The organism is Corynebacterium sp. 401_CJEI (assembly GCF_001076435.1).
Lineage (GTDB): Bacteria > Actinomycetota > Actinomycetes > Mycobacteriales > Mycobacteriaceae > Corynebacterium > Corynebacterium jeikeium_D.
The window spans coordinates 1-14,792 of record NZ_JVIP01000019.1 but is presented as its reverse complement, the minus strand read 5'-3'; the positions used below and the strand labels follow the sequence as shown (position 1 = coordinate 14,792).

7 protein-coding genes are annotated in these 14,792 nt (G+C 59.1%); 4 read left to right on the top strand and 3 right to left on the bottom strand.

Going from position 1 to position 14,792, the window contains the following annotated elements; all coding sequences use genetic code 11:
- The first annotated feature begins 102 nt into the window (after positions 1-102).
- Both ADM64_RS04965 and ADM64_RS04960 read left to right on the top strand, forming a co-directional pair.
- Complete coding sequence (locus ADM64_RS04965; protein WP_241486330.1) at positions 103-9,240, top strand: type I polyketide synthase; 9,138 nt, start codon at positions 103-105, stop codon at positions 9,238-9,240.
- Positions 9,237-9,641, top strand: coding sequence for a holo-ACP synthase (locus ADM64_RS04960; protein WP_016422272.1), 405 nt, complete (start codon positions 9,237-9,239; stop codon positions 9,639-9,641). Before ADM64_RS04965 ends, ADM64_RS04960 begins: the two co-directional genes overlap by 4 nt.
- A gap of 12 nt (positions 9,642-9,653) precedes the next feature.
- Here the strand turns inward: ADM64_RS04960 and ADM64_RS04955 are convergent, their stop codons facing one another.
- From ADM64_RS04955 to bcp, 3 genes are all read right to left on the bottom strand, one after another.
- Complete coding sequence (locus ADM64_RS04955) at positions 9,654-11,414, bottom strand: neocarzinostatin apoprotein domain-containing protein (RefSeq protein ID WP_070549690.1); 1,761 nt, start codon at positions 11,412-11,414, stop codon at positions 9,654-9,656.
- 160 nt (positions 11,415-11,574) lie between these two features.
- Positions 11,575-12,234 carry a TetR/AcrR family transcriptional regulator gene (locus tag ADM64_RS04950; protein ID WP_049172878.1) on the bottom strand — a complete coding sequence of 220 codons (660 nt, stop codon included), beginning with the start codon at positions 12,232-12,234 and terminating at the stop codon, positions 11,575-11,577.
- Positions 12,235-12,309: 75 nt separating this feature from the next.
- Complete coding sequence (gene bcp, locus ADM64_RS04945) at positions 12,310-12,837, bottom strand: thioredoxin-dependent thiol peroxidase (RefSeq protein WP_049172881.1); 528 nt, start codon at positions 12,835-12,837, stop codon at positions 12,310-12,312.
- Between the two features lie 150 nt (positions 12,838-12,987).
- Here bcp and ADM64_RS04940 point away from each other — a divergent pair, with 150 nt between their 5' ends.
- A complete protein-coding gene (locus ADM64_RS04940; protein WP_038628049.1) occupies positions 12,988-13,269 on the top strand; it encodes a DUF3618 domain-containing protein in 282 nt (93 codons plus the stop codon).
- A 274-nt stretch (positions 13,270-13,543) separates the two neighbouring features.
- The gene (locus ADM64_RS04935; protein WP_162838042.1) at positions 13,544-14,734 is read left to right on the top strand and encodes an IS1249 family transposase; all 1,191 of its coding nucleotides are present in this window, start codon (positions 13,544-13,546) and stop codon (positions 14,732-14,734) included.
- Positions 14,735-14,792: the final 58 nt, after the last annotated feature.

The window sequence follows — 14,792 nt, the reverse complement described above, 5'->3', positions numbered from 1 at the left end:
ATTATCTTCGCGTTGATGGCGCCGCGAAACTGCGCGAGAAAAACATGATGGATTCCTCATGATTTATGGCATAGTGTCCTGGCAAGGATTTGGAAACAAAAGATGTTTTCATTTCGTACTCCACAAGACAAGGACCTCAGCCACGTGAAATACGAAAAACTCGCCACTTTGCAGACCAACGTCGTAACTGCTCCAGACCTGGGCACTTTTGCAGTCACTTTCGCCGGTCAATCGCAACCATGGCTGGACACTCTCTCCAGCGTCATGGCCAGTGGCAACTCAAAGAAACTACGGGAAGTTTTCACTCGCGCTGAGGAACTGCTCACACCGCTTGACGACGATCTCATCGGCCAGCTTCCCGCAGGTTTCGACCCCTTTGGCTGGGCAATCTCACTCGTTACAGACGAGCCATTTACCGGAGATACAACCAACCCTGCGGTCAGCGTCCCGGGCATCGTCTTGGCACAGTTGGGCATTGTCGAGTTGCTGGAAAAGCAGGGAATTAATATCACCGAAGCGGTAGCGGTAACCGGTCATTCGCAAGGTGTTCTTGCCGCTGAGATTGTCGCTCGCCCAGAGAAGGCAGCAGAGCTTCTGGCGCTAGCTCGCCTCATCGGTGTGGCGTGTGCGCGCGGAAGCCGAGTAGCCGGATTTGGGCACGCGCCGATGATGAGTATCTCTGGCCTGACGGTCGAGGAGTTGGAGCCTTTCCTCCCCCAGGGCTGTGTCATCGGTCTGAAGAATACGCAGACTACCAGCGTAGTTATCGGCAAGCAGGATGAACTAGACCAGCTGGCAGAGCAGCTCACAACGCAGCAGCCGAAGGGTCGGAGAGTCGAATGTACAGTTCTGCCAGTTAGTGGCGCATTCCATCACCCAGCGCTGGTACCTGCTGTGGCATGGGTAGTGGAGCGAGCTGAGCGCATTGGGCTAGATGCGGAAACGGCGGACCGGCTTGCGCGTGCAATCTTGGTTGACCCCAGTGACTGGAGCGCCGAGGTACGGGGGCTCATCGACCAAGGAGCAACCACCATTTTGGATCTGGGGCCGAACACAGGCGTCGTCAAGCTGACAGAACGCAACGCTGAAGGCTATGGCGTGGCGGTGATTCCTGCGGCGACAGCTGCGGGGAGGGGCGTCCTGTCTGAGAGCGACATTGAGCACCCGACATCGTGGCTGGAGTTTGCGCCGCGTCTGGTCACTGGAGACAAGCCCCGTGTCGAGACGAAGTTCACCAAGTTGACCGGGCGCTCGCCAATTCTGCTCGGCGGTATGACCCCGACAACCGTTGACCCTGAAATTGTGGCGGCTGCTGCGAATGCGGGGTTCTGGGCGGAGCTGGCCGGTGGCGGCCAAGTCACGCCGGAAATCTTCGAGGCTAATGTGGCGCGACTCTCCGATCTGCTCGAGGAGGGCCGCAGTGCACAGTTCAACACCATGTTTTTGGATCCGTACCTGTGGGGTTTGCACATTGGAAGCCGCCGTTTGCTCCCGCGCGCAGTGGCAGCGGGGCGACCGATTGATGGCGTCACCATCTCCGCGGGAATCCCCGAGGTGGACGAGGCAGTTGAGCTAGTAAAGCAGCTGCGTGAGGGCGGGATTCCGCATATCTCCTTCAAACCGGGCACAATCGCTCAAATCGAGTCGGTGCTCGAAATTGCAGACACCTTGGCGCAGCAGGGCACGCCGTATCCAATCATCATGCAGGTTGAAGGTGGGCGTGCCGGTGGCCACCACTCCTGGGAAGATCTCGATGACCTGCTAATTAACACCTACGCAAAGATCCGCAAGCGAGATGTGGTGCTTGCTGTTGGCGGCGGTATCGGCAAGCCAGAGCAGGCCCGTGATTATCTGATGGGCACGTGGTCGACACGGTGCGGATTGGCGCCGATGCCGGTAGATGCTGTCATCATCGGCACAGCTGCGATGGCAGCAAAGGAGTCGACCGCCTCCGAGTCCGTGAAACAAATGTTGGTCGACACCGTCGGCACTGACAACTGGATTCCCGCTGGTAGCGCCATGGATGGCATGGCGTCGGGGCGCAGCCAGTTGGGTGCTGATATCCACGAAATTGATAACGCCGCAGCACGCGCAGGCAGATTGCTTGACGAAGTCGCAGGTGACCTCACTAAGGTGACTGAACGACGCGCAGAGATCATCGAGGCGATTAACGCCACCGCGAAGCCGTACTTCGGAGATGTCAGCACCATGACGTATGCCGAGGTGCTGAACCGCTATCTCGAACTGTGTGCGCCCGAAGGGACGTTCCTCGATCCAACGTGGTCGACGCGCTTCGTCGCACTCGTCGACCGCGTAGAGGCACGACTGAATGCAGTCGACGCGGGCACGTTTGACGCGCTTGCCGACGGCGACAGCTTGCACACCCAGCCGCAGAACGAAATCTCGCGACTGTCCGGCCTGCTGGATCTGGATACCCAGCTCCACCCAGCAGATGTCACCTTCTTTATCTCTGAGCTCTGCCGCACACCTGGCAAACCTGTGCCATTCGTTCCGGTTATCGATGATGAGGTTCGTCGCTGGTGGCGATCGGACTCCCTATGGCAGGCGCATGACTCTCGCTACGATGCGGATCAAGTCTGCATCATCCCAGGGCCGCAGGCTGTTTCGGGCATTACCCGCGCGAATGAGCCAGTAGCGGAAATTCTGGGTCGGTTTGAAAAAGCTACTGCACAGGCATTGACGGATACCGGCTACCTGCCGGAGGCACCTGTTGACGCCCTCAGCCGGATGCTCGCAGCACCTGTGATTTGGTGGGCTGGTCGACAGCAGCCGAATCCGGCGCTGGCACTTGGCGCGGAACATGAGTGGGTATGTGTATCTGACGCAAGTGATGTCTCTCGTTCACAACGCCTGGAGCACCCAGGTACTGGTGCCATTTTGGAGACCATTGGAGCTGATGGCAGCAATGATGAGGGCGGGGAGGAGCTCGTCTGGGCACAGCTGACCGTTCCGCTGCCCGATGCTGCGGGGGAGAATACGCAACTGCGAATTCGCCTGTGCCAGAGTGCAGCGGTGGGCGCAGTGCCCGTCGTCAAGCATGAGGATGCGGCAGCCGCGATGCGGGAGCTGACGCGAATCGCGGCTGGCGGTGAGCTTGCAAACATCGTCGATGGGGTCGCGGAGTGGGAATCCGAGTGGGATCCGATGGCGATGGCTGACTACGATGCGGTCACTATTGCAGCTGCCGGCGACGAGTCGCAGGCGACGGTGCCGGACGCGTTGGTCGGGCATGCTTGGCCAGCGATTTTTGCGGCAGTCGCGCAGGCGCGTACTGAGACCGGCATTGATGTTGTTGAGGGCATGCTCGCGCTTGTTCACCTTGAGCATCACATTCGTATGATTGGGGCTCTGCCGCAGGAAACCACAACGTTGCGGATTAGCGCGCGTGTCGATGAGGTCGTTGATACGGACTTAGGGCGACTAGTTGTGGTGCGCGCGGAGGTTCGTGATGGCGATACGCTGCTCGCCACCTTGAGCGAACGGTTTGCCATTCGTGGCCGAAACGGCGGCGAGACAGCACGGACCAATACTGTGCCATTTCCAACGGTCACGGACACGCCACGGAGTTTCCGCGGTGCGTTGACCGTGGAAGCGCCTAAGGCGATGGAGCCATTTAGCTGTGTCACAGGCGATCGCAATCCTATCCACGTCGATTCCCGCGCGGCAGCGCTAGCTGGTCTACCAGGGGTTATTGTCCATGGAATGTGGCTGTCTGCAATGGCCGAGCATGCGGCTGTTGCCACGTCGGATGCCGGCATTGGCAATCGGGTGATTGAGTTCACGGCTACTATGCTGAGTCCGGTTCTACCTGGTCAGGAAGTGAAATTCTCTGTCGAACGCCGTGGTTTTGATGACCGTCCAGGCGCCGGTGAAGTCCGTGAAGCCACGGCCACAGTAGAGGGCGAGCTGGTACTGACTGCCACTGCTGTAATTGCCGCACCGACGACTGCATATGTCTTCCCTGGCCAGGGAATTCAATCACAGGGGATGGGGCTGTCTGCCCGGACTCGCAGCGTAGCGGCCCGCCGCGTGTGGGACCAGGCGGATGCGATGACCCGAGAGAAGCTTGGCTTTTCCGTACTGGCTATTGTTCGGGACAACCCGGTAGAGGTGGTTGTGGGTGGTGTGCGCTATTTCCACCCAGAAGGTGTCCTGAATCTGACTCAGTTCACCCAGGTTGCGATGGCGACGTTGGGGCTGGCGCAGGTTGCGGAGCTCCGTGAAGCAGGGCTGCTGGATGAAACAGCTCACTTTGCGGGACACTCTGTCGGTGAGTACAACGCGCTGGCGGCTTTCGCTGGTGCGCTTGACGCAGATGCCGCGTTGGAGGTTGTCTACCGCCGCGGTTTGACCATGCATGAACTGGTCGAACGTGATGAGCAGGGGAGGTCCAACTATGGTTTGTGCGCCCTGCGTCCGGACAAGATCGGCGTACGCGAGGACGAGGTCACTGAGTTTGTTAATCGGTTGTCGCAGGAAACCGGTGAGTTCCTCGAAGTCGTAAATCTCAACCTGGCAGGCAAGCAGTACGCCGTCGCCGGCACCGTCGCGGGTCTTGCGGCACTGGCTGAACAGTGCGAGCGCCGCAGCTCGGACGGCAAGGGATACGTGCGTATCCCAGGTATTGATGTGCCATTCCACTCCAGTGTCCTACGCGACGGTGTGGATTCCTTCCGTAAACACCTGGAGCGGCTGCTGCCAGCGGAAATCACTCCAGAGCGCCTGGTGGGACGCTATATCCCGAATCTCACCGCGACCTCTTTTGAGCTGACTGAGAAGTTCGTCCGCCAGATGGCTGCAGTCGTCGACTCAGACATTTTGGAACAAATCCTTGCCGACTTTGATACTGCCGCTGAAAACCCGGCGCGCCTGGCCCGCATGTTGCTGGTCGAGTTACTGGCCTGGCAATTCTGCTCACCGGTGAGGTGGATCGAAACGCAGGATCTGCTGCTTGAGGATCTCGGCGTCAGCCGCATTATTGAAGTTGGTGTAGGTACAGCGCCCACACTGGCAAACCTGGCTGCCCGCACCTGCCAGTTGCCCCGTCACCGAAGCCGTGACATTCGAGTACTCAATCTCGAACGTGATGCTGATGCAGTGTTTATGCGCGACCAAATTCAGCCGGAAAAGACTGAGCTCGAGTCGGAGGTGACACCGGAGCAGGACACGGCGCAGGCTCTATCTGGAGCAGCGGGAGAAACAGGAGCAGCAGGAGCAGCGGAGCCGGCAGTATCTGTCGACCAACTCGCGGCGACCGAACAGGCAACCACGATCACGAGTGCTGCCACTCCGGCTGCCGAAGTTGCTGATATCGCAGTCAGCCCGGCAGAAGCGTTGGAAGTTCTTATTTGCCAATGGACGAAGGTACGTCCCGACCAGCTCGGTGCCGCCGACTCCATTGAGACTCTGGTCGATGGAGTCTCATCTCGACGCAATCAACTGCTGCTCGATCTCGGAGTCGAATTCGACCTCGGTTCAATCGAAGGGGCCGCAGATGCGGAACTGGCTGATCTAAAGGACAAGATTGATAGCTTGGCCAGTGGATATTCCGCATTCGGCCCGATTCTCTCCGAAGCCATTGCCGACGGTATTCGCCGGATTACCGGTCCTGCCGGTGCAGGCGCGAATTACATCGATGACTATGTGGCCGATGAATGGCAGCTCGGCAAGGGGTGGGCAACCGCAGTTAGCGCCGAGATCATGCTCGGTACTCGCGAGGGCGCATCCCTGCGCGGTGGTGATCTTGCGCATCTGGCGCCGGCCGCCCCAACCAGTACTGCTGAACTCAACCAGCTGATCGATGAAGCAATCCTCGCGGTCGCCTCGCAACGAGGTGTATCTGTCGCTAAGCCGTCGGCAAGCGACAGTAGTGCTGGGATGGTCGACTCGGCTGCACTCACTGAGTTTGCAGATAAACTGACTGGTCAACGAGGAATTCTTGCCACCGCTGCACGCACGATTCTGGAGCAACTCGGCCACGAAATTACCGGTGCCATTGACTTCGATGCCGAAGACGCCGACAGCAACCTGGTAAATCTCGTCACTGCTGAACTCGGTGCGGACTGGCCGAAGCTGGTCACCCCGACGTTTACGCCCACCAAGGCAGTGCTGCTCGACGACCGCTGGGCCACCTCCCGCGATGACCTAGCACGCCTCTGGGCAGCCGCTGATGAAGACGTGGCTGACACCGCGCCGGGCAGTATCCACGAAACCGCAGTCGAGCAGGCACAGTGGTGGGCTGCCAAGGCAGACGCGGCAGGGCGGGCACAGTTGGCGAGTATCTACCGACAGCTGGCGGATGAGTCCATCACGAATGTGGACGAACTATCGATGAATGCCGACATCGCAGTTGTTACCGGTGCATCGCCAAATTCGATTGGCTCCGCTGTGACTGCACAGTTGCTGTCTCAGGGAGCAACCGTTGTTGTCACTACCTCACGCCTGGGACATGAGCGCCTGAGCTTCTACAAGCAGCTCTACCGCATGCATGCGCAGGGCGAGGCGAAGCTGTGGGTGGTACCGGCGAACCTGTCCAGCTTCCAGGACCTGGATTCCCTTATCGACTGGATCGGAACCGAGCAGACTACGACGATTGGTGCGGAAGTGGTTGTGACCAAGCCTGCACTGTCACCGACGTTGCTATTCCCGTTCGCGGCGCCTACGGTTTCGGGTTCGCTTGCCGACGCCGGTCCTGCGTCCGAGACCCAAATGCGTCTGCTTCTGTGGTCGGTGGAACGACTCATCGCAGGGATGTCAGCACTTGGCGGGGACAATAATCTGGACCATCGTTTGCATGTGGTGCTGCCGGGTTCACCGAACCGTGGTCGCTTCGGCGGTGATGGTGCCTATGGTGAAGCCAAGGCCGCACTCGATGCAGTGGTGGCGCGCTGGAATGTGGAGGACGCTTGGCGCACCCGCGCCACTCTGGCTCATGCACAGATTGGTTGGGTTCGAGGCACCAACCTGATGGGTGGAAACGATCCGCTGGTTGCTGCAGTGGAAACAAAGGGAGTTCGCACCTTCTCCACCGAAGAAATGGCAGCTGAACTCATTGAGCTCGCGAGCTCGGAGGCTCGGAAGAAGGCACAAACCCGCCCGATTCAGGCCGATCTCACCGGCGGATTGGGTGACGTCGACCTCAACATTGCGCAATTGGCGCAGGAGGCTGCGCAGGCGGCTGGCCCAACAGCTCAAAGCTCCGAGGTCGCTAGCGGGGCGCGTTCGCAGGAGCCGTCGTCAAGCCGTGTTCTGAGCGGTCTGCCAAGCCCACGCCGACCAATTGCGCAGACAACACCGACCTTTGGTGACATCGCAGCGGCTCCGGAGGACATGGTGGTCATTGTGGGCGCCGGTGAGCTTGGGCCGTACGGTTCTTCCCGGACGCGCTTTGAGGCTGAAGTCGATGATATTTCTGCAGCAGGAATTGTGGAATTAGCCTGGTCAATGGGGCTGATTTCCTATGAGGGTGGCTGGCGCGATGCCGACGGGCAACCGTTGGCAGAAAGCGACATTGCTACGCGCTACCGCGATGAAGTACTGGCGCGAGTTGGTGTGCGTCGTTACGCCGATGATGGCGATTTGGTTGACAATACGATGACTGAGCTGACCACGGTCTACCTGGATCGTGCGTTGAGCTTTGCTGTGCGTGACCGCGCGGCAGCGGAGACTTTTGTCAGTTCCAACCCGGACAACACCACTGCGAGCTTCGATGCCGAGACAGGGCAGTGGCTTGTGACACGGGCCGCTGGCACGCCAGTTCAGGTTCCACGCCGAATGGCGATGAGCCGCTATGTTGGCGGTCAAATTCCGCAGGGCTTTGACCCGGCACGCTACGGTATTCCGGCAGACATGATGGACAATCTGGACCGCGTGAGCTTGTGGAACATTGTCTGTACTGTCGATGCCTTCTTGTCATCGGGCTTCAGCCCAGCGCAGCTGCTGGAAGCGGTCAACCCGGCGCGAGTGTCGTCGACACAGGGCACAGGTATTGGTGCGATGGAGTCGCTGCGCAGTCTTTACATCGACGGTCTGCTGGGGCAACCGCGAGCCAATGACGTCCTGCAAGAGGCATTGCCAAATGTTATTGCCGCCCACGTTATGCAGTCGTATGTCGGTGGCTACGGGCAGATGATTCACCCTGTGGCAGCCTGTGCGACGGCAGCGGTGTCGGTGGAGGAGGGCGTCGACAAGATTGCCCTGGGTAAGGCAGATTTTGTTGTCGCGGGTGGCTTTGATGACCTATCCACAGAGGGAATCACAGGTTTCGGCGACATGGCCGCCACAGCTGACTCCGCCACCATGGAAAACAAAGGCATCGAGCATGAGTACTTCTCCAGGCCGAACGATCGTCGACGCGGAGGTTTTGTGGAATCGCAAGGCGGTGGCACGGTGCTGTTGGCTCGCGGAGACATCGCCCGTGACATGGGGCTCCCCGTGCTCGGTGTCGTCGCATACGCCCAGTCCTTCGCCGACGGCGCGCACACATCCATTCCGGCGCCGGGTTTGGGCGCGCTAGCGGCCGCTCAGGGCGGCGAGAAGTCTCGGTTGGCTCGCGCCCTTGCAGCACTCGATGTCACTGCGGATCAGGTCGCGGTGTTGTCCAAGCACGACACCTCGACCAATGCCAACGACCCAAATGAGTCCGAACTGCATGAACGCATTGCAGATGAACTCGGTCGCGAGCGCTCTAACCCGCTGTTGGTGGTCTCTCAGAAATCGCTGACGGGACACGCTAAGGGTGGTGCTGCAGCGTTCCAGATCATTGGTCTGACCCAGGTGTTGCGCAGCGGCATTGTGCCAGGTAATCGATCGCTGGACTGCGTCGATCCCGCATTGGCTGAGCATTCGCGTCTGGTATGGCCAACGAAGGCAGTCAATTTCGGCAATACGTTGCCGCTGAAGGCTGGCTTTGTTACCTCGCTCGGGTTCGGACATGTCTCGGCACTGGTGGCAGTCGTGCATCCGGAAGCTTTCTACCAAGCGATAGTGCAGCACGATGGCGCTGAGGCTGCGGAGCGTTGGCGGTCCGCGGCGTACAACCGCGAAGCGGCTGGTCTGCGTCGCATTGATGAGGCTATTTACGGTGGAGAAGCCCTCTACGAGCGTCCACGCGAGCGAAACCTGGCGGACGGTGGTCGGTTCGGTTCACCCGCTGCATTGGAAAAGGCAGTTCTGCTTTCCGACGGCGCCCGTCTGATCGATGGTGTCCTCCAGCCATGATTGGCGTAGACCTCGTCTATATTCCGGGCTTCGAAGAGCAGCTGAATATGCCAGGAAGTCAGTTCGCGCAGGCTGTTTTCACACCTGCGGAGCTACTGGTAGCTAGGCGCCGCGGAGCAGTCGGCGGCGCGCTGGCGCGTCACTTAGCGGGCCGCTGGGCTGCGAAGGAAGCCTTCATCAAGGCCTGGTCGCAGACCCTCTTCGGCAGCCAACCGCCGATTGCGCGCGATCAGCTGGACTGGCGGGAAATAGAGGTGCAGCCGGATGCCTACGGTCGCGTGAGCATCAGTCTCCACGGTGCTGTGAGCCGCCATTTCCACGATCAGGAGTGGCAGCTGGGGCCGTCGTTAAGCATCTCGCACGACGGCGACTACGCAATCGCCGTCGTACGCCTGGACTAGTCCGGCACCGCGCTAATCGACGGACTTCTGACGGCGACCGACCAGGATGCCGGCACCGAAGATTAGCGCGCCCAGGATTGCGCCGGTTCCGGCGACTGCGGCGGTTTGGAGCGGGGAGTTGGTCGCGGCCTGCTGAGTCTGCACATCAACTTCGTCGAGGCCATTGCCGGAAGCGTTGGACTTTGCGGAAACCTTGCCAGATGCCTTGGAGGAGCCGCTGGCCTTGGACTCTCCGGTCTTGGAGGCACCGGTCTTCACAGCTTCTTCGCGTTCCTTGGCGGAGCCGCCGACGCTGAGGTCCGTGGCCGTGTCCTGGCTGCGGTCGGAGGAACCGTGAGCAGCAAAGGTGTAGAGCGCGCAGTCATTTTCGACGCAGTTGGCGGCCGAGGTGACGGCCTCGACATTGAGCGTTGTAGAGAAGCTGCCGTCGGAGGACATCTGGGAGGTGCGCACAAACTCAGCGGCGGAGAAAGCATCAGCGTTGGTGGTGGAGAACTTGTTCTTCTCAGCCACTGCGACGTAGATGCCGTTGCCGCTGGTCTTGAATCCGCTGCCGGAGACAGTAATTGCGGTGCTGCCCGATGGGTTCAGTTCCGTGGTGGAGAGGCTTACCGACGGGGTGCCGGTCGAGGAGCTGCTGCCGTTGGAGCTGCTGGAGCCACTGGAAGCGCTGGTGCTACTCGTTCCACTAGACCCTGTGCTGCCACTGGTGCCGGAGCTTGCGCTGCCTGCGGACTGTGAGGAGCCACCGCCGGAGGGCAGGGTAGCGTCCTGCTTGGCAGCTCCGCCGGCAAACGATACCGCGGTCGCCGTGTCCTGGCTGCGGTCGGAAGAACCGTGAGCAGCAATGGTGTAGACCGAGCAAGCGTTCTGCATGCAGTCTGCCGTGCCGAACTTCGCGCTGACCGGAAGATCCACGCTGAAGCTGCCGTCGGACTTCAAGTTGCCGCGAGAGGTAGACACAAACTGGGTATCCGGGCCGAAGGAATCGGCGTTGGTCACATCCATCTGGTCATTTTGCGCGATACCGACGTAGATGCCCGGTCCAGAGGTCTTGAATCCCTTGCCTTCAACTCGAATGGTGTCGCCGCTCGGGTTCAAGTCTGAGGTCTTGGACAGGCTCACCGATGCGTTACCCCGTGACTGCGACGGTGACTGCGAGCCCGACTGTGACTGGGAGCCCGAACCAGTGCTCTGGCCACCGCTCGGTGCCGCGCTGGTGGAACCCTGTGATTGAGCAGCCTGGGAAGTAGCACCCGCCTTGAAGGTGATGGGGACCCACTGGTCATTGCTGCGGTCAGAAAGATTAGGGAACGCAGTAAAGGAGGCTACGTAGCACTGGGTGGAGGTGCAGTCGACATCGCCAAAGCTGGTCGCGACCTTCATCTCCTGCGTAAAACTTCCGTCAGCGCCGACTGTCACCTTGGCCGCTTCGCCGTAGGTCGAAGGGTAGCCCGACTTTGGCTTCTCGATTGTCTGGGCCAGGTAAATATTTGCGTTAGCGGGGTAGCCGACTCCCTTGATGGTCACGGTGGCGCCGTCGGACAGATCGGTGGCAGGGGTCACAGAGAGCTGGCGCTCAGACTGATCGGTGCTGCCGCCGAGAAGGTCGCCGATGCCGGGGAGCGAACCGCCGAGCTGTCCAATCGATGGCAGTGACTGTGCCGATGCGGGGACTGCGGGTAAAAATCCCGTACTCACTACGATTGCCGAAGCTAAAACAATAGAGCGGGGAAGCAGGCTCCGTCGGAAAGCGCCCTGCGTCGTGGACATGTGAACCTCTGATTCTGTTTGGGAGTTCCGGCGCAGGCGCGGCGAAAAACAGGGAACCCCACCGCGCTGACCAGAGTAAAGCGTAAACTAAGGCAAGCCTACCCTCCGCGTATTGATAAGGGCAATAAATGCCCCTGCCGAGGTGGGCGAGGGGTGCTCTCTAGTCTGCGGCCTCCGCGACGCTCATGAGATAAGAGATTGTCATGCGTTTGATTTCCTGCACCGTCAGCTCGTAATGAGCTTCCCGCTCAGCATCGCTTCCCGGATGGTCCACCGCATAATTCAGCAGGGCGTACGTGGCGTTAATCATGAGGTCGGAGATGAAGTTCAGTTCCGCATCGCTTGACGACGGCACCAGCGGGCGCAGCACCTTTGAAATCTCGGTGACCAGGCGTGACTTCGTATCTTCTGCGGTTGCGCGTGTGGCGGGCGTTGATTGAACAGCCAGCCATACGGCTCTTCTGGAAACGTCCTCGCGCCAGAGTTTTGCCAGGTGATCGATGAACTCCGAGAGAAACTCCGGCCATTTCAAGGTGGGGACTGTTTCGCCGAAGCGTGAGACTTCCTCGATGACGGCCTCGGTGTCCTGACGGTCGAGCTCGCAGATCATCACATACTTGTTTGCGAAGAATTGGTAGAGCGTGCCAATGGGGATATCTGCGATGCGAGCGACTTCGTCGAAAGTGAAAGACTCAAACCCGTGCTCGATGAGCACTGTGCGTGCCGAGCTGAGCATGCGTGCGTACCGCTCTCGGCTGCGTTGCTGAGCCGGAGTGCGACGGGGACGAAGAATATTCGGTGCGTCCTGGGATTGAGTCACTACTACGAAACCGTCTAATCGGGATGATGTGGGAGGAGAGTTTGGGGCCAGGGTCAAAGTAGGCCTTGCGGCTAGTTAGCTTTCGGAAGCCTGTGATTCCACGCCCAAGTCACGCAGTACGCGCTGGACGTGCCCCTTGGCGCGAACGTTGTACCAGGCCTTTTCAATTTCTCCTTCGGCATTAACCAGGAAAGTCGAGCGGATGACGCCCTGGACAATCTTGCCGTAGTTCTTCTTCTCGCCGAAAGCGCCGAATGCGGTCATGGTTTCCTTGTCCGGATCGGACAGAAGGGTGAAGTTTAAGCCGTGGTCCTCGCGGAACTTTGCGAGTTTCGCCGGCTTGTCCGGAGAAATACCTACGACAGGAATGCCGGCATCGTTCAGGGCAGCGGATTCATCGCGGAAGTCGCATGCCTCAGTGGTGCAACCTGGGGTGTTGGCCCGCGGGTAGAAGTAAATCAGCACGGGCTTGCCCGCGTAGTCCGACAGAGAAACCTGCTCTTCGGCGTCGTTGAGAAGAGTAAACGCTGGGGCAGGGTCGCCAGCTTCCAGACGGATGTTGTTCTGGCCGTATTCTTTGTCGCTGGAGGAAGAAGTAGTCATGGCTTCATCGTATCGACTCTGGAGCGGTGCGTGTCGACTCTGAAGCAATGCGTTGAGTTTTTCCCCGTGCTCGCCCACGTTGCTGTAGTGGAAGTGTTAGTCTTTTAGGCGAACAATCACTTTAGATATTCAACTTTTTAGGGAGTTTACGTGGCTCGCAGCATTGAAGATATCCAGCGCGATATTGAGCGTAACCGTAACCAGCTCGCCCGTACTCTGGATGAGCTAACCGTGCGAACGAATCCGAAGAACGTTGCGGATGACGCAAAGACCCGTGTTTTCGATGCTCTGAATGAGCCGAAGGTGCAGGCAGCACTGGGCGTCGTTGCCGCACTTGTTGTTGGTGGCATCGCAATGGGCATTCGTCGCAACCGCAATCGCAGCAAGGAAATTGACCGCATTCGCGAGATGATTGAGACTGCTGCTAAATAGTTTTTCGGTAATTAGCGCACGCGCTTCGGGTGGTTGCCTGGGGTCGTGCGCTTTTGCGTATCTAACCCTTGTTTGAGTCAGGCGTGGGGTGCGAGCGAGGGTTGCAAGTTGGGGGTTAAGTAGCAAAAAGTGTGTCTGACTTTCAGCATTACTGCTGATTAGGCTGGGTAAATCGGGCGGATATAAGCATCAAGACCTTATATCCGCCCGATTAGTGTTCAATCCACCGGAATGGCACCCGCATGTGCTAATCGGGGGTTGGTGTGCTTTCCGGGTGAGTAAAAACAGACCACGATGCCCGATATGCGCTGGGCAAATGAAGAAAAACGGAACCACTTCTAAAGGCACAACCAGGTGGCGATGCAAGGACCCGAACTGCGGCAGTTCCACGACACGAACCCGCACCGACCGCACGCAGACCCGCGACTTTAAAGCCTTCGTCTCTTATGCCACCTCCACAGCAACGTTGTCTGAACTCGCCCAGCAACAAGGGGTAAGCCGTTGGACACTTGACCGCCGATTCAAACCGTTCTGGCTCATCGACATCCCCAACGACGGTGACCCACAGCGCATCTACGACCAGATCTTCATCGACGGTACCTACACCGCCGCCGGATGCTTGCTCGTCGCAGCCAGCCACGACCACGTCATCGCATGGCACTGGACCAAACACGAAACCGCCCACGCCTACACGCAGCTACTCCGCAAAATCGCTGAGCCGCTCTGCGTCGTCCTCGACGGCGGACAAGGCGCACTTACTGCGATTAAAGCCTGCTGGCCGAACGCGATAATCCAACGATGCCTCGTCCATGCGCAACGCGTCATCCGCCGCTACACCACATCACGACCACGCACCGACGCCGGCAAAGCCATCTACGCCCTGGCGTTGAAACTGACCCGTATCACCACACTCGACCAGGCACGGGAGTGGACGCTGCGTCTGCACGACTTCGGACAGGTATTCAAAGCATTCCTCAACGAGAAAACGCCCGTGTCAAAAGAGCGCCGCACACTCAACAACCAGTGGGAATGGACCCATCTGCGAGTTCGCAAGGCATACAACTCCCTGCTGCACCTCTCACGGAAAGGATGGCTGTTTACCTACCTGCAGCCACCACCGAATGCGCTTGAGCCTCAACGCTGGGCTTCAACGACAAACAGTCTGGAAGGCGGCATCAACGCCGGGCTCAAACGCATCGCCGACGCGCATCGCGGCAGGTCCGGGGAACGCCAACGAAAAATGCTCGAGTGGTACCTGCACTCGAAAACGCAACTGCCTGACGACCCATTAAAGATCGCCAGGCAGTGCAATTTCGGCCAAGATCAACTCGCCAAAGTCAACGATCTTGTCGAAGAAGACCACAACAAAGCCGACCATGAAACAGGCCGACCAGCCTTCTACGACAACGCTATCCCAACCGAGTACGAACACTCGATAGGAATCAGAAAAGGCCCCATGAAGTAACAAACGGTGTGCCCGCCCCGCAACACGCCGAGCGGACACACTTTTTGCTACTTAACCC

What these genes read in the sequence shown, in the direction of transcription:
- ADM64_RS04965 (WP_241486330.1), top strand. Translation starts at nt 103, where the DNA reads ATGTTTTCATTTCGTACTCCACAAGACAAGGACCTCAGCCACGTGAAA.
- ADM64_RS04960 (WP_016422272.1), top strand. Translation starts at nt 9,237, where the DNA reads ATGATTGGCGTAGACCTCGTCTATATTCCGGGCTTCGAAGAGCAGCTG.
- ADM64_RS04955 (WP_070549690.1), bottom strand. Translation starts at nt 11,414, where the DNA reads ATGTCCACGACGCAGGGCGCTTTCCGACGGAGCCTGCTTCCCCGCTCT.
- bcp (WP_049172881.1), bottom strand. Translation starts at nt 12,837, where the DNA reads ATGACTACTTCTTCCTCCAGCGACAAAGAATACGGCCAGAACAACATC.